This window comes from Sphingobacterium sp. PCS056 (genome assembly GCF_023273895.1).
Classification (GTDB): Bacteria; Bacteroidota; Bacteroidia; order Sphingobacteriales; family Sphingobacteriaceae; genus Sphingobacterium.
Window position 1 is genome coordinate 710,711 of record NZ_CP096883.1, and the last position, 23,273, is coordinate 733,983.

The 23,273-nt window shown below is 36.2% G+C and carries 20 protein-coding genes; 1 reads left to right on the plus strand and 19 read right to left on the minus strand.

The window, feature by feature from the left end; all coding sequences use genetic code 11:
* Positions 1 to 2 precede the first annotated feature (2 nt).
* From rplN to MUB18_RS03060, 15 genes are all read right to left on the minus strand, one after another.
* On the minus strand, positions 3 to 371 hold the full coding sequence (gene rplN, locus MUB18_RS02990; protein WP_021189647.1) for a 50S ribosomal protein L14: 369 nt from the start codon (positions 369 to 371) through the stop codon (positions 3 to 5).
* 1 nt (position 372) lies between these two features.
* Positions 373 to 627 (minus strand): 30S ribosomal protein S17, encoded by a 255-nt coding sequence (gene rpsQ / locus MUB18_RS02995; RefSeq protein WP_021189648.1) that lies wholly within the window; start codon positions 625 to 627, stop codon positions 373 to 375.
* Positions 628 to 639: 12 nt separating this feature from the next.
* A complete protein-coding gene (gene rpmC, locus MUB18_RS03000; RefSeq protein ID WP_045753979.1) occupies positions 640 to 858 on the minus strand; it encodes a 50S ribosomal protein L29 in 219 nt (72 codons plus the stop codon).
* Between the two features lie 92 nt (positions 859 to 950).
* Entirely contained in the window at positions 951 to 1,373 is a 423-nt protein-coding gene (rplP, locus tag MUB18_RS03005) for a 50S ribosomal protein L16 (protein ID WP_045753978.1), read from the minus strand.
* Positions 1,374 to 1,430: 57 nt separating this feature from the next.
* Positions 1,431 to 2,222, minus strand: a complete 792-nt coding sequence (gene rpsC, locus MUB18_RS03010) for a 30S ribosomal protein S3 (RefSeq protein ID WP_045753977.1) — start codon at positions 2,220 to 2,222, stop codon at positions 1,431 to 1,433.
* 11 nt (positions 2,223 to 2,233) lie between these two features.
* Positions 2,234 to 2,668 carry a 50S ribosomal protein L22 gene (gene rplV, locus MUB18_RS03015; RefSeq protein ID WP_045753976.1) on the minus strand — a complete coding sequence of 145 codons (435 nt, stop codon included), beginning with the start codon at positions 2,666 to 2,668 and terminating at the stop codon, positions 2,234 to 2,236.
* A 6-nt stretch (positions 2,669 to 2,674) separates the two neighbouring features.
* Complete coding sequence (gene rpsS / locus MUB18_RS03020; RefSeq protein WP_021189653.1) at positions 2,675 to 2,941, minus strand: 30S ribosomal protein S19; 267 nt, start codon at positions 2,939 to 2,941, stop codon at positions 2,675 to 2,677.
* Positions 2,941 to 3,768 (minus strand): 50S ribosomal protein L2, encoded by an 828-nt coding sequence (gene rplB, locus MUB18_RS03025; protein WP_021189654.1) that lies wholly within the window; start codon positions 3,766 to 3,768, stop codon positions 2,941 to 2,943. Before rplB ends, rpsS begins: the two co-directional genes overlap by 1 nt.
* A gap of 6 nt (positions 3,769 to 3,774) precedes the next feature.
* The gene (rplW, locus tag MUB18_RS03030; RefSeq protein WP_045753975.1) at positions 3,775 to 4,065 is read right to left on the minus strand and encodes a 50S ribosomal protein L23; all 291 of its coding nucleotides are present in this window, start codon (positions 4,063 to 4,065) and stop codon (positions 3,775 to 3,777) included.
* 1 nt (position 4,066) lies between these two features.
* Positions 4,067 to 4,696, minus strand: coding sequence for a 50S ribosomal protein L4 (gene rplD / locus MUB18_RS03035; RefSeq protein WP_045753974.1), 630 nt, complete (start codon positions 4,694 to 4,696; stop codon positions 4,067 to 4,069).
* A 3-nt stretch (positions 4,697 to 4,699) separates the two neighbouring features.
* Positions 4,700 to 5,317, minus strand: a complete 618-nt coding sequence (rplC, locus tag MUB18_RS03040) for a 50S ribosomal protein L3 (RefSeq protein ID WP_045753973.1) — start codon at positions 5,315 to 5,317, stop codon at positions 4,700 to 4,702.
* 398 nt (positions 5,318 to 5,715) lie between these two features.
* Positions 5,716 to 6,990: a glycoside hydrolase family 88 protein gene (locus MUB18_RS03045; protein ID WP_248754923.1), complete on the minus strand. Its 1,275-nt coding sequence runs from the start codon at positions 6,988 to 6,990 to the stop codon at positions 5,716 to 5,718.
* A 23-nt stretch (positions 6,991 to 7,013) separates the two neighbouring features.
* A complete protein-coding gene (locus MUB18_RS03050) occupies positions 7,014 to 8,282 on the minus strand; it encodes a DUF2264 domain-containing protein (protein WP_248754924.1) in 1,269 nt (422 codons plus the stop codon).
* Between the two features lie 166 nt (positions 8,283 to 8,448).
* The gene (locus MUB18_RS03055) at positions 8,449 to 10,200 is read right to left on the minus strand and encodes a RagB/SusD family nutrient uptake outer membrane protein (RefSeq protein WP_248754925.1); all 1,752 of its coding nucleotides are present in this window, start codon (positions 10,198 to 10,200) and stop codon (positions 8,449 to 8,451) included.
* Between the two features lie 13 nt (positions 10,201 to 10,213).
* On the minus strand, positions 10,214 to 13,492 hold the full coding sequence (locus MUB18_RS03060; protein WP_248754926.1) for a SusC/RagA family TonB-linked outer membrane protein: 3,279 nt from the start codon (positions 13,490 to 13,492) through the stop codon (positions 10,214 to 10,216).
* Between the two features lie 132 nt (positions 13,493 to 13,624).
* On the opposite strand from MUB18_RS03060, the gene MUB18_RS03065 reads away from it, so the two are divergent.
* Positions 13,625 to 17,491 (plus strand): hybrid sensor histidine kinase/response regulator transcription factor, encoded by a 3,867-nt coding sequence (locus tag MUB18_RS03065; protein ID WP_248754927.1) that lies wholly within the window; start codon positions 13,625 to 13,627, stop codon positions 17,489 to 17,491.
* A 743-nt stretch (positions 17,492 to 18,234) separates the two neighbouring features.
* Here the strand turns inward: MUB18_RS03065 and MUB18_RS03070 are convergent.
* From MUB18_RS03070 to MUB18_RS03085, 4 genes are all read right to left on the minus strand, one after another.
* On the minus strand, positions 18,235 to 19,482 hold the full coding sequence (locus MUB18_RS03070; protein WP_248755917.1) for a glycoside hydrolase family 88 protein: 1,248 nt from the start codon (positions 19,480 to 19,482) through the stop codon (positions 18,235 to 18,237).
* A gap of 448 nt (positions 19,483 to 19,930) precedes the next feature.
* The gene (locus tag MUB18_RS03075; RefSeq protein WP_248754928.1) at positions 19,931 to 20,290 is read right to left on the minus strand and encodes a CoA-binding protein; all 360 of its coding nucleotides are present in this window, start codon (positions 20,288 to 20,290) and stop codon (positions 19,931 to 19,933) included.
* Between the two features lie 10 nt (positions 20,291 to 20,300).
* A complete protein-coding gene (locus tag MUB18_RS03080; protein WP_248754929.1) occupies positions 20,301 to 21,491 on the minus strand; it encodes a serine hydrolase domain-containing protein in 1,191 nt (396 codons plus the stop codon).
* Between the two features lie 135 nt (positions 21,492 to 21,626).
* A complete protein-coding gene (locus MUB18_RS03085) occupies positions 21,627 to 23,258 on the minus strand; it encodes a 2-oxo acid dehydrogenase subunit E2 (protein WP_248754930.1) in 1,632 nt (543 codons plus the stop codon).
* Between the last annotated feature and the right edge of the window lie 15 nt (positions 23,259 to 23,273).

Here is a 23,273-nt window from a genome sequence, read left to right on the forward strand (position 1 = left end):
AATTATAAAACCTCCGGTGCTAGTGATACAATTTTCATGAACTGTTTCTCACGTAACTCTCTAGCAACTGGGCCAAAGATACGTGTACCACGTGGTTCATCATTATTATTTAATAATACTGCAGCGTTGTCATCAAAACGAATATAAGAACCATCTTTACGACGGATTTCTTTTTTAGTTCTAACAACTACAGCTTTAGAAACAGTACCTTTTTTTACGTTTCCTGAAGGTAAAGCGCTTTTGATGGTAACAACAATTTTATCACCTATCGAAGCATAACGCTTACCTGTGCCACCTAACACACGGATTACTAAAACTTCTTTAGCTCCGCTGTTATCAGCAACATTTAGTCTTGATTCCTGTTGTACCATGTTATTTAGCTCTTTCTAATATTTCTACTAATCTCCAATTCTTAGTCTTACTCAGCGGACGAGTTTCCATAATTAATACCGTATCGCCGATACCACAGGTATTAGTTTCGTCATGAGCAGTAAATTTAGTAGTTTTTTTAACGAATTTACCGTAGATAGGGTGTTTCACTTTACGCTCAACCTTTACTACGATAGATTTCTCCATCTTATTGCTAACTACTAAGCCGATTCTTGTTTTTCTTAATTGTCTTTCCATTTCGACTTCAATTTATGCCTCAGAGGCTGTTTCTTTCTTAGCTGCAGCTTTACGAGCACTCAATTCAGTACTTAAACGAGCGATATCTCTACGAGCTGTTTTGATTACATTAGGGTTCTCAATTGCAGAAACAGCATGTGCAAATTTCAATTTGCTAAGGGCAGCTTTCTCTTCTACTAAACGAGCAGCTAGATCCTCTGTTGATAATTCTAAAATTTCTGAATTTTTCATTTTATTTCAGTTGTTATATTGGGTTATCATTAGTTTATATATAGCCTTAGGAGTAACGGTCCTAAGGCTTAAATAATGACATTACCAACGATTTATGCTTCTACGTAATCTCTACGTATAACAAACTTAGTTTGAACCGGAAGCTTTTGAGCTGCAAGACGTAATGCTTCTTTAGCAATTTCTAAAGATACACCTTCTGCTTCAAATAACATACGGCCTGGGCGTACTACGGCAACCCAGTATTCTGGAGCTCCCTTACCTTTACCCATACGAACCTCTGCAGGTTTTTTAGTAACGGGTTTATCAGGGAAAATACGGATCCAAACTTGACCTTCACGTTTCATGTAACGTGTCACTGCAATACGAGCTGCCTCGATTTGACGGCTTGTGATCCATGCTTCCTCCATTGACTTGATACCGAAAGAACCAAAAGCTAACTCTGCTCCACGAGAAGCGTTACCTTTCATACGTCCTTTCTGCATCTTTCTGAACTTTGTTCTTTTTGGCTGTAACATGTTCGTTATTTATTTTAATCCCGTCAGCGACGGGATATTTTTAAATCTTATTATTAATTAATCTCTTTTTGCACCACGGTTGTTGCCACCACGATTGTTGTTTCCACCACGACGGTCACCACCACGACCACCTTTACGGTTGTCACGACGATCAGCACCGCCTTCGTTTCCACCACGTGTTTTCACACCAGAAGCTTGACCAATGTTTGGAGATAAGTCACGTTTACCGTAAACCTCACCTTTACAGATCCAAACTTTGATACCGATTTTACCGTAAGTAGTAAGTGCCTCAGCTAATGCATAGTCGATATCAGCACGCAATGTATGTAAAGGAGTTCTTCCTTCTTTGTACTGCTCAGAGCGTGCCATTTCAGCACCACCCAAACGACCAGAACACATAATTTTGATACCTTCAGCACCCATACGCATTGTCGATGCAATAGAAGTTTTCATTGCACGACGGAATGAAATACGCGCCTCTAATTGTTTAGCGACACCCTCAGCTACTAATTTAGCATCTAACTCAGGACGTTTAATCTCAAAAATGTTAATTTGAACATCTTTTTTAGTGATTTTCTTTAACTCTTCTTTGATCTTATCAACTTCCTGACCACCTTTACCGATAACGATACCAGGTCTTGCTGTATGGATAGTAACTGTGATACGTTTTAAAGTTCTTTCAATAACAACTTTTGCTACACCACCTTTTGCTATACGAACAGAAAGATATTTTCTAATCTTCTCGTCTTCTACTAATTTATCGGCATAGTTTTTTCCTCCGAACCAATTAGAATCCCAACCTCTGATGATTCCTAATCTGCTACCTATTGGATTTGCTTTTTGTCCCATTTCTCAATAAATTAGTTTTGTTCAACGTTAGATTTACTGTCAACGATCAAAGTAACATGGTTTGAACGCTTACGAATTCTATAACCGCGACCTTGTGGAGCTGGACGTAATCTTTTCAATTGACGACCACCTGCTACTTCGACTTCTTTAACGTATAATTGACTATCTTCAACTGATTTACCTTCGTTTTTAGCTTCCCAGTTTTTAATTGCAGATAATAATAATTTTTCTACACGGATTGCTGCTTCTTTGCTTGTATGCTTTAAAATATATAAAGCATTCTCTACTTTCTCGCCACGAATTAAGTCCACTACTAAACGCATCTTACGAGGTGAAGTAGGGCAATTTAATAATTTGGCAGTAGAAGCTCCTCCTATTTGAGCTTTCTCTTGCTCTTTGCGCTGTTTTATTAAAACAGACTTTTTAAGTTTTTTTGTTGCTTCCATTACCTATTATTTTTTCTTTTCTGCGTGGCCTCTGAATGTACGCGTAGGAGCGAATTCGCCTAATTTGTGACCTACCATGTTTTCCGTTACATAAACAGGGATAAATTTATTCCCGTTGTGCACTGCAAAGGTATGACCAACAAAATCAGGTGAAATCATTGATCTGCGAGACCATGTTTTGATAACTGACTTCTTGTTAGTTTCATTCATAGAAAGAACTTTTCCTTCTAAGTTGTGATCGATATAAGGACCTTTTTTAATTGAACGAGCCATTATTTTTTCCTTCTCTCAATGATGTAACGATTCGATGTTTTCTTCTTGTCGCGTGTTTTGAAGCCTTTAGCTAAAACACCTGTGCGTGAACGAGGCTGACCTCCTGAGGTACGACCCTCACCACCACCCATAGGGTGATCGACAGGGTTCATAGCTACACCACGAACTCTTGGACGACGTCCTAACCAACGGTTACGACCAGCCTTACCTAACACTTCGATTCTTCTATCATGGTTAGATACTGAACCAATTGTAGCTACGCAAGTCAATAAGATCATACGTGTCTCACTTGAAGGTAATTTGATAATAGCATATTTACCATCACGAGCAGACAATTGAGCATATGTACCAGCCGAACGAGCGATTGAACCACCTTGACCAGGATTCAATTCAATGTTATGAATGATAGAACCCAATGGAATGTTTGCTAATGGGATTGTATTACCTACTTCTGGGGCAACTTTTTCTCCTGCTACTACAGTCATTCCAACTTTTAAACCAGCTGGAGCGATGATATAACGTTTCTCACCATCAGCATAATGCAATAATGCAATACGTGCTGTACGGTTTGGATCGTATTCAATTGTAGCTACTGTTGCAGGGATATCTTTTTTATCGCGTTTGAAATCTATTAATCGGTATACTTTCTTGTGTCCCCCACCGATATAACGCATAGTCATTTTACCGGATTTATTACGACCGCCCGATCTTTTGTTGCTTCCAACTACTAATGATTTTTCAGGAACATTAGTTGTTACGTCAGAATAGTCAGCGCCTACTCTGAAACGAGTACCAGGGGTTACCGGTTTGAATCTTTTAACTGCCATCTCTAATTATATAGTACTGTAAAAGTCAATAGTTTCGCCATCTTTAATTGTAATGACAGCTTTTTTATACTTAGGAGCTCTACCAGAAACAAAACCTGCTTTTGTGTAACGGCTTTTTGCTTTACCTGCTACTACTGCAGTATTAACCGCAAGAACAGTAACACCAAACATAGCTTCAACTGCTGTTTTGATCTGAATTTTGTTAGCTCTGTGATCTACTTTGAAAGCATAACGGTTTAATTTTTCCGTTAAAAATGAAGCTTTCTCAGTTAAGATAGGTTTTTTAATAATGTCCATATTACTTAGCTAATGCCTCCTCCAAAGTTTTAAGAGAACCTGTAGTGAACAATAATTTAGTAGCATTCAATACATCATATGTATTCAATTGATCTACCGTAATTACTTTTGCTTTCTTCAAGTTTCTGCTTGATAAATAAACGTTGTTATCTTGCGCTTGTAAAACCAATAAAGTTTTCTCATTCGCTACATTTAAAGCATTTACTAAAGCAACATAATTTTTAGTTCCGATTGAGTCAAATTTAACTTCATCTAATACTAAAACATTGTTGTCAACAGCTTTGTAGCTTAACGCTGATTTACGTGCCAATTGTTTCAATTTTTTATTCAATTTGAAAGAATAGTCACGAGGTTGAGGACCGAATACACGACCACCACCATTAAACAATGGAGATTTGATAGAACCCGCACGAGCACCACCTGTACCTTTTTGTTTGTGTAATTTACGAGTTGATCCCGCGATTTCATTACGTTGTTTAGATTTGTGAGTTCCTTGGCGTTGATTCGCTAAGTATTGCTTCACGTCCAAATAGATCGCATGATCGTTAGGCTCTAACCCAAATACCGACTCAGGAAGTTGCACCTTGGCACCTGTTTCTTTACCTGATAAATTTAAAACTTTAACTTCCATTTCCTATTTGTCTACAACTACATAAGAACCTTTAGCTCCTGGGATGGAACCACTAACAACGATTAGGTTTTGATCAGCATAAACTTTCAAAACTTGTAAGTTCTGAACTTTAATCCTGTCACCACCCATACGACCCGCCATACGCATACCTTTAAATACACGTGAAGGCCAAGAAGCCGCACCAATTGAACCTGGAGCACGTAGTCTGTTGTGCTGACCGTGAGTCGCACCACCTACACCACCAAATCCATGACGTTTCATTACACCTTGAAAACCTTTACCTTTAGAAGTACCGACTACGTCAACATACTCCCCCTCTTCAAAAAGTGTAACGTCAACTACGTCACCAAGTTGTTTTGCATCTGGAAAAGTTTTAAACTCTACCAGCTTACGCTTAGGCGTTGTATTTGCTTTTGCAAAGTGCCCTTTTAAAGAATTCGTTGTGTTCTTTTCTCTTGCTTCATCGAAGCCAAGTTGAACAGCAGCGTAGCCATCTTTCTCTTCCGTACGTATCTGCGTAACCACGCACGGACCAGCTTGAATAACAGTACAAGGAATGTTTTTTCCCTCTGCATCAAACAGGCTTGTCATTCCTACTTTTTTTCCAATAATACCTGACATGTTGTAAATTAATTAATTAAAAGTCCATCGAAGCAGTAGGGCTTCGCTCAAGACGTATTTCTCCCAATAAGGGACTGCAAAAGTAAGAAGAATTTTCTAAGTATCAAATTATTAGCGCATTATTTTTTTATTTTTTTATCCCGATCAAGAAAATAAAAAAATAACCGATTGAATTATTAAAAATTAATCGAATAGCAGACAACTCATGGATACGATAAACATATAACTTAATTAACTTTTTTATCCTTAAAAAATCAAACGATGAAATATAAACCAAATGTAATACCGGCTTACTCAGTAAATAATAAATACCAATTTACAACAACCTAATAACAAAAACACCTATACCTAGTTGATAAAGCTAGGTATAGGTCGTTTAATCAGAATATACAGTCAATTTAAATTTTTATGATAGGCTCCCCATCCAATAATCGTTTATATCGAACTAAAGCTTCTACATAATAGTAGTCCGCATACGTCAAAGGAACATCAACCTCCGTCTCATGTGGAATGGACCCTACACTATGTTTTAAGATATACCCTCCCGATTCCTTATAGTCTGCTTTATAAGGTTTAGAAGACAATGATCGCAACATCTGCTCCGCTTTGACGATATATAATTGACTCTCCCCTCCATCGGTATATTGCGCAAGTTCCAACAATGCAGAAGCCATGACTGCGGCAGTTGACACATCACGCAAATCTTTCTGATTGTAATATTTACTAGAAGTCGTTAATTTATTTTGATCCATATCCCAATAAGGAATCAGATCTTGAGGTAAATTGGGATGATTCAAATAAAACTTTGCAATATTTCTTGCCTGCTGTAAATATTTTTGATCATTCGTTTCCCTAAACATCATAGTATAACCATATAAGCCCCAAGCCTGACCTCTGGACCAAGCTGATTCATCAAAAGCACCTTGTGCAGTCTTCCTAGATATAATACTTCCGTCCATACTATTATAATCAACTACATGATATGAACTATAATCTTTTCTGTAATGATTGACCATGGTTGCATCAGCATGTTTAATTGCGATGTCAGCATAACTGGAATTTCCTGTCATCTTAGATACTTCCATTAAAAACTCCAAATTCATCATATTATCTATAATAACAGGATATGTCCAAGATTGCCCATCCCAGTTTTTACCCCCATCCCATGAACGAATAGTCTTTGTAGCATCCTTATAACGTGTCGCCAATGAGGCAGCACCTGTACTCAGTACATATTTATAGGAAGTAGAGTCACTTGTCAACCTTAGTGCATTTCCAAAGCTGCAGTAAAGCATAAAACCCAGATCGTGCGTACCTTTATTATTCTTTTCTTTCTCCAAATATTTCAATTTTCTTTTGGCCTCATCTAATAATTTCGGATCCTTTGAATACTCATAAAGGTACAATACAGTACCTGGATAAAAACCAGAACACCACCAGCTAGATCCCCAATTCACATATTTACCATTTTGGAAAGTCGTAGGAATATCAGCTTCTTTTACAGAAGAGGCGAGATAACTAATTTGTTTCTTTGCATCTTCCAGGTTCTGATTCACAAAAGCTTGATCAAGGGTTAGCCTATCCTTCACCAACTTTCTTTTACCTTTGCACGAAGCTCCCTGAAGAGCAAATCCTATTATTCCAAACAGGATTAAATAATTTCTCAAGTTCATTTAAAAAGTAATTTTTGAGGTTTTTAATAATTTACATAATAATCTTTTGGAAACTGTTCAGCATCCCAGCATTTCTGCGAAGTCCATTTTTCAGGATTACAAGTCCAAAATTCATCATTAGCCGATAACCCAAGAGGAAGAAAGGACAAAGAGGCTACATACATAGAACCAGCATTCGTATAGTAATCTGCCAGATTCTGTTGCAAATCGCCTACCACCCCCATACGAAGCCATCCTGAAGGTGAAAAAGTCTTATCAATATAAATATTTCTCAATACTGCGGTTAGAGCTGCACGTACTTGTCCCTTAGAAATATCATCCGGCAATTTATTTTCAAGAGCCACCGCAGCCAAAGGCTGAAAAGCTGCATTCTTATAAGTTGAAGATCGACCAACCACCAAATAATAACCTTCTGGAGAAATCATACGTTCCAGATGATGTGCATAACGTTGCATTCTTTTATAAGCGCGATCAAACATTTCTTTATATCTCTTATCTACGCTTATATTATGACGCAAGGCTTCCACCAGCATATTATGGATCACATAACCATTATAATGATCAAAACTAAAGTGAGCGCCATCGCTGTACCAACCATCACCAACATACCATTCTGTATCAAATTTGTTTACAGCATAATCTATTTTCTCTCTTGCGCACTCCTCCCCGATATCATATAAAAACGTCTCCGTCATTGCCGCAAATAAAAGCCAATTACTTTCATTTGGTTTAATTTTACGCAAAAGTTTAAATTCTTCTACAACTCGACTTTTAGTAAGGGAATCTAAAGGTTCCCATAGTGCAACAGGAGCACGCAGAAAAGCTAGAGCTAAATGAGCTGCATCAACCAAAGTTTGCGAAGACGGACCACGCCAGGTAAAATAATCTGGAGATCTAGGATCTACTCCATGTTTTATTCCCAATAAAGCCTGCTCTCTGAATTTTTTACGCACACTCCCCTCATCCGTTCCATCATCAGGTAAAGCCAACCAAGGGGCCATACCTGCTAATAATCGACCAAATGCCTCTAGATAACCCACACCAGGATCACGCTTATCAAAAGTCGGACTGACCTCCATCGGCATATTTCTTCGCCATTGCTCCTTACTGATATTGGTTAATATCGGTGATGCCATCTTACTTAATATGGCTACCCAATAAGCACGGTCATTTTCCTGTCCAAAACAATGCCGTCCCTTTTGATGACCAGCCTCTAATTGCATGGGTACAGAAGTCGACAAGGTCCCTAATCCAATTCCACCTAAAAACTTCAATAACAACCTTCTTTTCATTTTTTTGTATCTATCTATGTGCACTAGATGTGCTTATTTATTAATCTAAGAGTCTAAAAATCATATTTTTGCATTAAAAAAGCAATCTTAAAAATATCAACCGACTTGTCAAACGATTGCACAGACGGTTGATATCAAAATCTTTACAGAATAATCAAAATTTAACTTAATTATCCCAACCAGGATTTTGAGTAAGATTTGTATTTCTCTCCCTTTCTAACTGTGGTACAGGCCAAGTAAATAAATGGTCTCCCCCCCAAGTGTATGGTGAATTCACTCTACCCCAAACTTCTTTAATACCATTTCCCGCATAAAAAGACGTCGCTTTAAGAGTTTTCCAACGCAGTTCATCAAAATAGATAACACCCTCACACATTAATTCACGACGTCGTTCATCACGAATTTCCTTACGCAAATCATCTTCACCGATACCTAAACGAATAGGCTGCACACTCGCACGAGTACGTACCTCATTGGCTTTTATAACGGCCTCTCCAGGCTTATGCAATTCATTCAGAGCCTCTGCCCATAACAATAATATATCGGCATAACGAATCACGATATAATCATAAGCTCCCGCCTCTCTGTTAGGAATACCAGGATTTGCACCCGTATAGACAAATTTTCGAGGATAGTAATAAAAATTTGGAACAATGTCCGTACGCAAATCAAATACACCTCCAAACTCCTGACGATATGGCCATCTCGAAGTAAACACCTGATCAGTTGCACCATTAGCCCCCACAAAAGTCGAATACGGCAAAATAACATTACTTGACAGCCTAGGATCTCGATCAACATAAGCAGCCATAACACGTTGCTCATTGCTCGTAGGAAGGTACAAAGACATATCTAAACCCTTTTTCGTCATATTAGCTATTTCCGTAGCTGTTAAGTTATTTCTTAAGAAAAATACCTCACGTTTTATGGGATCCATAGCATTATAACCCGGAATATAATCGTTCCAATTAAATGGTGAACCGTCCTTCTTTTGATAACGGTCCACCGCATCAGGGTGCACCAAGAACGTATTCCAATTAGAACCAAATGCAGATCTAGACCCAAATCTAAATTGATAATTTGACCCATAACCTGGTAAAGCAATATTCTGAATACTGAATATAATTTCAGGACTTTTCTCATTTTCACCTTTAAACAAATTCTCATAATTTCCGAAAAGAGTATGTCCAAGATCCTTCACTTTTTGAAAATCATCTATAGCTTTTTGCCATTCTTTTCTGTACATATACACTTTTCCTCGGAGAGCATAAGCAGCAGATTTTGAAATTCTTCCAAAATTCGAATTTGTAGCTTCATATCGATTTGGAAGATTAGTTTCGTTAATACAATCAGTCAAATCCTGTACAATCAAATTCCACACCTCATCTTCTGTATTTCTAGGCTTATCTACCTTATTCCATTCAATCGGTTCCGTATATATTGGAACACCTTGGTATAGTTGATTTAAACGATAGTAATAAAAAGCACGCAAAAATTTCACTTCCGCAAGCAACCGTGATTTTTTAACCTCCTCAGTTGGAGAAATATTGGTCAATCCATAGACTGCATCATTAGCTCGATGAATCCCCTCATAAAGATTCTGCCATTCGGAAGAAAATATTCCAGAGGACGCTGTTGCAGTACCATTCATTAAAACCGAATTATCTCTTCCCTGCAACGTAACATAAGTATCATATTCATACAGCATCTGTCCATTACGCAAGTTTTGATATACACCCGTTACACCTTGATCAGTTAGGTTGTCCGTTAACCACATATTATTGGTTAATACCTGTGTTTTTGGTACCGTGTCCAAGAGATCCTTATCGCAAGAAGATACCGATATTGCTGTCGCCAAGCTAGCAACAAGCATTAATTTTTTATTCCAAAATGTATATTTTATATTTTTATTTTTCATGATCAGTCTATTTTTAGAATCCAAAATTTAAACCCAATGCATACTGCTTCATTGTTGGGTATTCAGCACCTGCTCCCACTTCAGGATCTAATCCAGGGAAATTGGTAAACATCAACAAATTCTCTCCAGAAAAGAATATTCTTAAATTTCTAACCTTAAATTTCTCCGTGAGCTTCTTATCAAACGTATACCCGATTTGCAGATTTCTCAACTTAAAGAAATTCGATTCGTACAACCAATAATCACTAGACTGATTATTAATATTTTCTGCAGAGGTACCATATTTCAACCTTGGAAAATATCCATTTTGATTTGTACGCGGATCATCAGGATTATTTGGATTATAGAAGTAGTGATCGTCAGCAATTCGTGTCGTCACCTGATTTCCAGAAATCAAGACATTGTTATTATACCCATGATCATTCCAGTAATACTGCGCACCAGACTCTCCTGCCCAAATCATAGACATATCCAATCCCTTATACGAAAAGCCAAGACTAATACCGTAAATATATTTTGGATTGACAGAAGTACCGGTAAAATATTGATCCGCAGTATTTCCATATACACCATCTTGATTAAGATCCGAATAAATTAGATCTCCATAATATAGAGCAGTACTACCGTAAACATCACTGATTTTCTGACTCGAGTTTAAGAAGGAATAACCAGCAGCCTTCATCGCTTTTGCCCATTCATAGTCTCCCTCAGTACGAATCATTCCAGTCGTTGGACCTCCATGAATATTAACAGAACCATCCGCATTAAAATAAGAGCCATCCCCTTTATAGACTTTACGCAAATAAAATTCATTTAATTGACTTCCTTCAAGAATACGGTTGAGCCCCCCGCTAGAAACATCTCCTAAGTTTGTTTGCCAAGTCATTTTTCCTGTACCATCATCAACAAATCCTTCTTTCAACTGACCTTCAAATTTGATTACCTTATTCTTATTATAAGAAAAATTACCCCCTATATTATATCTGAAATCTCCAATCTGATCACGCCAATTTAAATTAAACTCAACACCTGTATTACGCATTGCAGCTTGATTAAAAAAAGGAGGAGTCGTCGTACCCGCAGTAATTGGAACCTCTGCAGCACGAATAATATTAGACGTCTTACGGTCATACACATTTAATTCTACAGATGCACGGCGTTTTAAGGTCGCAAATTCTAATCCGATCTCTTTGTTTTCAGCTTCCTCCCACTGCAATAAATCATTGCCAAAACGAGACAACTGCAAACCATTCATTTGTGTACCATTGAAAGAGTAACCAACCAGTCCGTAGACACCGTGCCAACCGTATACATTAAGACCATCTCCCCCATCATTCCCCAATTTACCCCATGATCCACGAATTTTCACATCCTGTATGTAAGGATTCACAGCAGCCATAAAAGATTCTTTTGACAGCATATAACCCAAAGAAAAAGAAGGAAAAGTTCCATATTTTCGATTACGGCCAAACTTCGAAGCACCGTCTCTACGAAGACTAAACTCAGCCAAATATTTAGAGTCATAATCATAGTTCACACGACCAAAGAAGGAACGCATAGAATTATCTGATTCATCTCCTCCGATAGATGACATTTCAGTTCCTGTACCAATATTAGTAATGGTTTCATCAATCAAACCTTTCTTAGAAGCACTGAATCCCGAATCATTATAATAAAATTCGTTATGTCCAATTAACGCACCGATTGTATGCTTGCCTATTTCCGTATTATAGCGCAAAACATTATCAAAAGATTTTCTATAAATTTTCCCATAGGATTGACTTGTTGTCAGCTGTGAAGGCACAGTTGGAGTAACCACCATATTCAGGGTAGAGAAATCATATCGAGCTGAAGGATTTTGATATCCGGTAATCTCATCAAAACGCGACTGATAATTAAATTTGGTTTCAAATGTTAAACCTTTCCAAAGTTTAAGATTAGCGAAAAATGTAGAATTCAATCGAGTTCGCTCATTACTCCCTTTATAATCATACAGATACAACAAAACATTATTTAATTGTGAAGACTCTCCTGAACTTAAAACGGCTCCCCCAAACTTGTCTTCATACTTGGGGTAGATACCCGGAGTTGTTTGACGCAAAAAATTGTAAAGATTAGCATCAGAAGCCAATGAACGATGTTCATTAACAACGAACGTTTGTGTTCCTACAGTCAAGAAATCGGTTACATCAGTTTCCAAGTTAACACGTCCTTCGTAACGCTTCATTCCTGTATTGTACATGATACCGGGATTATCTTGAATTCTTCCAGATAAATTAAAACGAATTTTCTCACTTCCTCCCAATACACTCACATTATGATTCTTCAACCAGCCATCTTCATAGATCCAGTCCCCCCAATTGGTATTAGGATAAGCAACATAATTAGGTAAACCAGAAGGAGCTAAACCATTTGGGTCCGCATTGGCGGCAGTCCATGTATCAATTGCAGACTGTGTATACTGTCCAGTAGTACCAATATTTGCAGCTGCTTCATTAAATAAATTCATGTGACGCACATAATCATTAACAAATACAGGCTTAGCACTGGGTGAGGTCCTTGAAAATAATCCCGAATAATTGATCTGCGGGCCTTGTCCAGCTTTACCTTTTTTAGTTGTTATCAAGATAACCCCATTTGCAGCACGTGCACCATATATTGCTGCAGATGATGCATCCTTCAAAACAGAAATATTTTCAATATCTTCGGGATTTACCGCATCCATTACACCTTGTATCCCATCAATGATAACTAGTGCGTCATTATTATTCATAGTTCCTACCCCGCGTACTCGAATAGTAGCACCATCACTTCCCGGTTTGCCATTTCCTACTTTTACCTGAACTCCTGCTGCTAAACCCGAGAGTGCAGAGGAAACATTAGTAACTGCACGATTTTCCAGTTGTTTAGCATCAATAGTTGATATGGATCCCAGTAATTTAGCCTTTTTCTGCGTTCCATAACCCACGACGACAACTTCATCAATAGCAGCATTTCCGTCCGCTAAAGTGATTGTAATAGCGGTTTTTCCATCGACAGAAACTTCTTGATTTTGGTAGCCTACATTAGAAATGATCAACGTTGCATTACTCGGGACAGAAATCGAAAAATTTCCAGATTTGTTAGTCGAAGTCGCTACTGTTCCTCCTTTTTCTTTGATCGTTACGCCAGATAATGCCCCACCTTGACTATCCGTTATTCGTCCAGACACAGAAATCTTTTGCTGAGCCATAGTCGTGCCTACCGTAAATAACATCATAGCCGATACCCCGACTGTGTAAAACTTTGCCATACTTTTGGATTTAGTTTATATATTAATTAATTGGTTTATGCCTCAAATTTGAAGCATAATCACAATAATAGAGGGTGATTTTTATAAATTTTTAGGGGTAAAATCTTAAATTTGACCTATAAACCAGCCAAAATGAATAATCAGCTAAATCTACTACGATGTTTTTTAACCTTGGGATTCTTGATTGCTCATTGCTATGCACAGGATTTTCGATTTGAACAATTAAGTCAGGAGAATATTCTTGACAAACAACCGGTTCTCTCTATTGCACAAGATCAAAAAGGTAGGCTTTGGTTTGGAGGAGCGGACAATCTTTTTGTTTATGATTCAAAAAATGTCTCCAATTTACGGAGATCTGACACCACACTAAATGATATTGAGTATATTATTAAAATTGGAATTAACGCAAAAAATGATCTTTTTATTGCTACCTCAACCCATTTACATCTATATGATATTAATCGACACAGATATATACAAAAAAACAGTAAACCCTTTAAAGAAAAGATAACCGTTCTAGACATTCAAACGCTATCTGGGCAGACTTTTCTTTGTGCTAAAGATGGGCTTTATCGTGCCAGCCCCACAGCATCTTCTTACAAACTTGAATTATTATTAGCCCGAGATAAAGTTCACACCATTACACAAATAAGTAGTGATACGTACATCATTGCAAGTCTACAGGGCATTGAAATGATACAATACAAGAATAAAAAGCTTTCTATTATATCCAACTTACAGCTGCCGATTCCATTACAAGAAGAACGTATTATAAGTTCGCTATTATATGACAAAGACAACTTATGGGTAGCAACTAAACTTCACGGTATTTATCGATATGAATTTAAGAATAAGACTTGGGTCAACCTTCATATAGGAAATAGCAATTTACTGAGTAATAATGTCCGTAAAATCATTAAAAACCCGCAAGGAAATATTTTAATCGGTACACTCAAGGGGTTATCTGTATTTGAAAAAGAAAATTATTTTAACAATTATCAACATACTACCTTCAACTATTCGCTATCACAAAACTCCATCTACGATATTTTTGTAGATAATCAAAAAATTGTCTGGTTAGGCACCTATTTTGGAGGAATAAATGCCATATACCCAAACGTTCTACCTCTTACTATATATGCTACGCGATCAAATAATTTGCATCGTTTAAATAGTGACATAACAAGCAGTTTTGCACAGACAAAAGAGAAGTATTGGATTGGGACAGAGGAAAATGGAATTAATATCATCAACAAAGCAAGCGGAAATAGCATTTCAGTTCCGCATCTAACAAAATCTAATCTCATCAAAGACCTTTACGTCCGAGAAAACAAGATTTATGCTGCTCAGTACGCCGGCGGATATAATGTCATTGATATCCATAGTCATAAAACGAATCATTATTATCTAGATAAAGACTCTTTCGATGTTAAGAATAATATTTTCGCTATTTATGTCGATCCATCTAAAAAAATCTATTTAGGAACAAATAGTGGATTATTTACTGTCGAAAACAATCAGATTCCTGTTCGAGTTGAAGAGATAAGAAGCAGAGAAGTTACAGACATTCAAGAAGACAGCAAATCTCAAATATATCTTTTACAAGAAAGTAAATTATATGTAAAAAATCAAACCGCTATCTTTAAAGTTATTCCAGAACTAAAGTCGCATTCAATAAAAGGTTTTTTCATCGATCCCTTGGATCAACTTTGGTTTACCACTGACAGTGCACTTTATAGTCTGCAAAAAAATGGTGAAGCAACCTTTCACGTCAAGTTCAATAAAAATAATCTCGGTTGGCCCATCATGATCGACAATATGCTCTGGATCACGAGTGAAAATGGCTTAATTTTCTTTAACCCTAAAACGAAGTACACGAATATTTTAAATCAAAATGATGGTTTACCCGTTAAAAATTTGCAAAGTGCAAAACTGTTCCATGGTGAAGAAGGAAAATTATTCTTGACGACTCTAAATGGGTTAGTATCCATAGATACTAAAAAAATAGCCTTCAATCATATTTTACCTACAGTTTTATTAAGAAATATCTATATAAATGAAAGTACACTGCCATTCGACCGAATTCATGCTACAGCAACGAACAATCATTATCAAATAAGATTACAACACCATGAAAACTATTTAACAATCGATTTTTCAAGCTCTAATTTCATCAAGCCACTAAAAAACAAATACAGATACAAGTTAGATGGGATTGACAAAGATTGGATAGAGACCAATTCAGCAAACATTAAATACACCAATATACCCGAAGGAAGACATAAATTAACCATATTTTCTTGCAACAACGATATGATTTGGAGCAAAACTCCTCTAATCTTAGATATTACGGTACTTCCTCCATTTTGGCGCACCTGGTGGGCATATCTTTTTTATGCACTATCATTTGCTTTAGCCATTCATTTCATAATAAAATTCATTGTGGAACGTGAAATTTTAATTAATTCAGAAAAAGAACACGAAAATAAAATTAACTTTTTCACTCAAATTTCACACGAAATTAGAACACCACTTACCTTAATCACAGCTCCGCTTGATGAATTAATAACAGAAGTGGCCAATCTTCCAACTACACAATTTAAATTAATACGCATCAAAAAAAATGCAAACAAACTTCTAACTGTAGTAAATGAATTATTGGACTTTAAAAAATTTGATGATCATAAACAAGAACTCAAATTGACATCAATTTCATTCAGAGAATATATCGAAGATACTTTTTATCTATTTAATGATTTTGCCCAAACAAAAAATTTAAACTATTATATTAAACACATAGATCCCATCGGCATCCAGTCAATTGATACCATACAATTTGATAAAGTGATGTTCAACCTACTGTCCAATGCTATTAAATATACCCCTGAAAATGGCACTGTCTACTTAGAAGTTATTCAAGATGAAAAAAGAATCACCATTCAGATTGTTGATAATGGCATCGGAATTACATCAACCAACCAATTTAAAATATTCGAAGAATATTATAGAGAAGATCAAGTAAATGATACTATCGGCACTGGTATAGGATTAGCCCTAACTAAAAAAATAATCGAACAACATGGTGGAGAAATTCATTGTCAATCCAAGCACGAGCAACAAGAAAATTGGACTATTTTTACCGTGCACTTGCCGAAAACATCAAATCTTGATTACAGTGAGACTGACAATTCCGTTCAAAGCATTTCTCCATTATCCGCTTTCCCCGCTATTGCAGAAGTAGGATTACAAACGACAATCCTCATTGTTGAAGATAATAAAGAGCTATTAGAAATAATTGCCAATATTTTTAAAGATAATTTCAATATTATTCTTGCTCATAATGGCGAGGAGGCATTAAAAAAAGCGGAAAAAATAGTACCTGATCTAATTATTTCTGACTTCATGATGCCCAATATGAATGGAATAGAGTTATGCAGAGCTATCAAGAACAGTATCATTACAAGCCATATTCCATTTATTTTATTAACCGCTTTAACAGACCATCAATTACAAACTGAGACTTTACAAAGTGGTGCAAACATTTATTTAACAAAACCATTTGATAACAGTCAACTCTTTTATTCTGTACAAAATCTCTTAAATATAAGTAAAAAGCGAAGCCAGAACTTTCAAATAAAAGCGACCATTAGTGATAACGAACAAGACAACAAATTCATTCAATCCTTAAACAGGCTTATCGAACATCACCTACTATCAGATTCATTTGACGTCAATTTTATTTCTCGTGCTATGGGAATGAGTGCTCCAGTACTTTACCGTAAATTAAATGCCATTACAAACCTTTCTCTTAATAACTATGTTAAAAACTATAGACTAAATAAAGCAAAAGATCTATTGCTTTCTGCTCTCAATATAAGTGAAGTAGCTTATGCTGTGGGATTTTCAGACAGAAAATACTTTAGTAAAGAATTTAAAAAACTCTTTGGACAAAATCCTTCTGAATTTATTATTAAAGAACAGCGTGATTCAAATGAATAATAACGTGTTAGTAGTTAGCATGCTAAATTGTTTATGTATTAATTGTACAACATAGTAATAATGGGGCAATAGTAGGATTACTTTTTGCCTTCGGCTAGTACTTTGTTAGCAAACTTGAATCCCTATTTCCAAACAAGTGATCGCTTGTTGATCAATGGAACCGTTATTTCCAAAAAAGCTGTCCTGAGTTGATAAACTTAAATTACTATTTCCAAAAAACTGATCCTGTGTTTAGAAATAGTAGTCACTTGTTCCCAGCAATGTACTCCTTAATCCATAAAGTGTTCAATCCTTTTAAATCATCGATTATTTATTTTCAAAAAGGTGATGGTTCTTATGAACAATGGAACACAGTTTTAGAAAACGTGATTTTCTTTTTAAAAGATTGGATTCCTTTGCCAGAGGATAGATTCCTTTTTTGAAAATAGGAACTACTCTTAGTCAAAGAGCGATTGCTCAGAGCCAAAAAGTAGTTGCAGAAAGGTTCACATGAACTCCTAAAACGGATAATTTAAGCTTTAAAAAGTGTTTTTACACAACAGTCCCATATAGTGAAGCTATACTTGATTAAGGTTGCAATATGGTTGTTCCACCAACTATATCCATTCTTACCGTATAGTCTACTTATCCTAGAGCTCCAAAAAATTCAATTTTACAATCAGCTCGATCATGATCGCTTGGCATATAGAATTGCAACTCACATTGTCCAAAATAATAAAGAACTGTTAGAGAAGTAAAAAATGTCATTTAGCGATCTCCTGAATAATAGCATTTCCCTCTAGAAGTCTTTTGTATCTAATCAATGCTTCAACATAGTAATAATCAGCATACGTCAATGGTACATCTATTTCAGAATTCAAAGGTAGTGCCCCTACACTATGTTTTAATAAATAACCGCCATTCTTTCCATACTCGGCCTTATAAGGAGCCTTAGATAAATTTGTGAGCATGGTCTCCGCCTTAGTAAGATAAAGCGTCGACTCCTTACCTACTGTATATTGCGCCAATTCGAGTAAAGCAGATGCATACAATGCCGCTGCTGAAACATCACGTAGATCTTTCTTAGCATACATTTTACTAGATTGATCAATCTTATCCTTATCAAAATCCCAATAAGGAATTAAATCTTGCGGTAAATTGGGATGATTAAAAATATACTTTGCAATATGTCGAGCCTGATTTAAAAATTCCTTCTTCTTGGTCTCGCGATACATCATGGTATAACCATAGAGTGCCCAACCTTGTCCTCTAGACCATGCAGATTCGTCAAAGGCACCCTGATGTGTTTTTTTGGCAATAACTTTACCCGTGTTCACATCATAATCAATAACATGATATGAGCTATAATCTTTTCTAAAATGGTTTCTCAATGTTGTCTCGGCATGTATTACCGCCAAATCATAATACCATTTATTTCCAGTCATTTTTGAAACCTGCGTCAAAAATTCCAAATTCATCATATTATCAATGATGACAGGATAATGCCAAGGCTTGTGATCCCAAGACCGAATAGTCTTTGTTGTCTCATTGAAACGAGAAGCGAGCGAAGCTGCGCCAGTAACTAACACATCTTTATATTTCACGGAATCACCTGTTAGACGTAAGCCATTTCCAAAACTGCAAAACAACATAAAACCTAGATCATGTGTCCCTTTATTATATTTTTCTTTCTCCAAATAAGGTAACTTCTCTTCCACCTTTTGTAATAACCCTCGATCTTGAGTTCCTTCATATAAGTACCACAGTGTTCCTGGATAGAATCCAGAACACCACCAGCTCGATGATGAAAAGACTTCTTTATTATTTTCAAAAGTTTTAGGAAATTTTTCGTCTGGGGTCTCATTTGCCAAGACTTTAATTTGTTGAGCGGCATCATTCAAATTCTGCTGGATAAACTCTTTCGATAATTTCAGATCGCTGGACTGGCCTTGCACAGTACATATTCCTAAAGCAGAACATAATACCATGAGAATCTGTTTTTTCATTTTCATCATAATTGCTATCGTCTTAATTTGCTACTATTTTATACATCACTTGATTCTTTAATTCCTTACTATTTATTGCAACATTTATTTTATAAGCGTTTCTCCCCACACTTTTAGCAATCGTGGATCTTCTATGTTTTTTGTTTCTGAAGAAAAATGAACCGTTCCCCTTTCGAAATATATAAATCCATTTTTCCATTATACGATGTCTGAAGCACGATAAATAATACATAAGGTTGGAATAAAAATAATATATGAACTTCTCACAACTTGGGCTCAATTGGACTCTAAAGTGTACTTTTTTTAGTAGACACACAAGGGAAACTTACGAAATCGTTTGAGAAGGGAAGGCATAAAAAAGGGTTATACTGGCTTTTTAAAACCAATATAACCCTTTTTTATGAGTTAAATACGGAATATAAATTCCGATAAAGTATAATTACAATATTTCAGTCTAATACTGTCCTGTACTTAAAAGAACCAGTGTACAAGCATTTTCAGTATCAATACCTAACTTATTAGCAAGTGCCGCTAATTCGGGATTTTCAGCACCAGGATTAAAGATAATTCGCTTTGGCTTTGTTGCCAATATGTAATCCATATAGCCCTTCTGATTTGCTTCGCCGACATACATCGTGATCGTATCAATATCCGAATGAATTGGTCCCATTGACTCTATTGCAACACCTGCAACTTCCCCCTTCTTAAGACCTACATTCACAATATCATGTCCATATTGCTTCAATTTATGAGCAGCTTTATACGAATACCTTTCTGGATTAGTACTCGCTCCTATTATTAGCGTTTTTTTCATAACTCCTTAATTAAACATCATCAGCCACATTACCAGCATCATTATAAACACCCTTCCTCAAAATAGGCATACCTAAAATTTTATACAATTCATCCAATTTAACTAAACTTCCATTAGTCATATTCGATAACAGTACAATCGTGACATTATTTTTAAGATCCCTCACATACAGATTGCGAAATCCGTGCCACCATCCGGTATGATAGATTATTACATCATTATTTCTATGAAAAGTACGCCATCCCAATCCATATCCAAATATTCCATTTTTAGATTTCGCACGGTCGACATAAGCAGAGTCTAATGTTTCTTTCTTTAATAATCTACCTTCATTCAAAGCTAAATCTAATTTATATAGATCCCTTACCGTACTATAAATTCCCTTATCTCCCAGAGGCCCATCTTGAAAATTTTGAACAACAGATCTTCTCCATACTTTATCGTGACCGATAACATCTGTAGGAATTTTTTCATAAATAGCCTTTGACAATGCTGCCGTATTTGTCATGCCTGCCGGATTAAAAACATTTTCCTTCATCCATTCCGCATAACTTTGATTAGTTACCTTTTCAATAATGGCACCTAACACCATGAAATTCGAGTTGTTATAAAAGAATTTACCATCTGGTTTTCCATATCGATTCGGCTTAAATTCTATCAGCATATTCATGACATCTTGATTGGTCATGCCCTTCTTCTTTTCCTTCCAATGCTGCTCCGAAAAATAAACATAATTTGGCAATCCAGATCGGTGAGACAACAATTGTTTAATTGTGATATCTGGATAAGGAAAATTCGGATAAAAATCATTAATGGTTTGATCCAATTTCAATTTCCCCTCCTCGACCAATTTCAAAATACCTATACCTGTGAGGGGTTTTGAAACAGAAGCCAATTCGAATTTTGAATCAATTTTCAAACTATCTTTTAAAAGATAATTGGCCCAACCAAATGAATTTTGATATAAAATCTTTCCATTTCTTGCAATCAGCACATTACCATTAAATCCTGATCTTTTATGCAGATTTTGCATAAATGCCTCAACTTTCGGATCTGCTTCAGATGGATGGTATATGAGTTTTAGACTATCAGTTTTAGCCTGTTCAACTAATGCCTTTTTTTGTTTTTCTTCTTTCGAACTACATGATACTGTTGCTATGATAAGAACAGCAACTAGACTTTTTAATATATATAACTTCACTATTTAACGGATTCTATTTCTTTTCTAATGTATAAATGCTAAAATGCTGATTTTAGTACTAAAAAAAGAAAAAAACAATAAAAAAAGGTCACTTTATATAAAGTGACCTTTTCAATATAAGTATTCGAAGTAAGATTATGCTAATAATCTTACTGGATTTTCTAATAATGCTTTTAACGTTTGTAAGAATTGAGCACCTGTAGCACCATCCACTACACGGTGGTCACAACCTAAAGTCAACTTCATCACATTTCCAGGAACAACCGCACCATTCTTAACAACTGGTACTTGTTGAATTGCACCAACAGATAGGATTGCACCATCAGGAGAGTTGATAATTGATGTAAATTCATCAATACCAAACATACCCAAATTAGAAACTGTAAATGTTGAACCTTCCCAATCTGCTGGAGTTAATTTTTTAGTTTTAGCTTTTTGAGCGAAATCTTTAACTTCTGCAGAAATGTGAGATAATGATTTTCCATCGGCAAAACTTACAACAGGAACTAATAAGCCATCTTCAACAGCCATTGCGACACCAATATTTGTATGTTCATTAAAACGAATCTTATCACCTTTCCATGAAGAATTTACGGCAGGGTGTTTTTTCAAGGCAACTGCAACTGCTTTTACAACGATATCATTGAAAGAAACTTTTACTGGAGCCACTTCATTGATTTGTGTACGAGCAATCATTGCATTTTCCATATCAATACTAACCGTCAAGTAAAAATGTGGAGCAGTAAATAAGCTTTCACCTAAGCGACGCGCAATAGTTTTACGCATTTGAGAAACAGCAACTTCTGTATATCTTTCTTCACCTACAAAAGTTGGTAAAGTGATCGCTTTTGTTTCGGTAGCTACTGGAGCAGACGCAGCAGGAGCAGATTTAGCAGCTGGAACGTAAGATTCAACATCTTTTTTAACAATACGACCACCATCAGCAGATCCTTTAATCTCACTCAGATTGATCCCTTTATCTTTAGCAATTTTACGGGCTAAAGGAGATGCTTTCACTCGAGAATCATCAGCTACATCAGTAGATTTATTTTCAGTAGTTACAGGAGCCTCTTCTTTGGATTCTTCTTTTTTTACTTCTGCAGGAGCAGCTTGAGATGCAGACGCTGGCTTTTGATTTAACAATGGTGTTACATCTGTTCCAGCAGGACCTACAATAGCAATGATATCATTTACTTTAGCAGCTTCACCTGCTTCAAGACCTACATACAACAATGTACCGTCAGCATAAGCTGTCACTTCCATTGTCGCCTTATCAGTCTCTACATCAGCAATAGAATCATCAGATTTGATCGTGTCACCAACTTTAAAATTCCACTGTGCAATCACACCTTCAGTCATCGTATCACTCAACAAAGGCATAGTAATTACGGTAACACCTAAAGATTCCGGAGTCACATTAGATTGTGGAGCTGCTTCAGTTTCAGATGAATTAGAAGTTTCTACTTCCTTTTTCTCTGTTACTTCTTCAGTCTGAGGAGCATCACTTAATAATGCTTGAAAATCTTCTCCTGGTTCTCCAAGAATAGCGATAATAGCATCAATCGCAACTGCTTCACCTTCTTTTGGACCAATATATAAAAGCGTTCCTTCTTGGTATGATTCAAAATCCATCGTTGCTTTATCAGTTTCGATTTCAGCAACTAAATCACCAGAGTTAACTTTATCACCAACTTGTTTGTGCCATTTTGCGATAACCCCTTCGGTCATGGTATCGCTCATTTTCGGCATTCTAACTACTTCAGCCATTGTATTTTATTTATC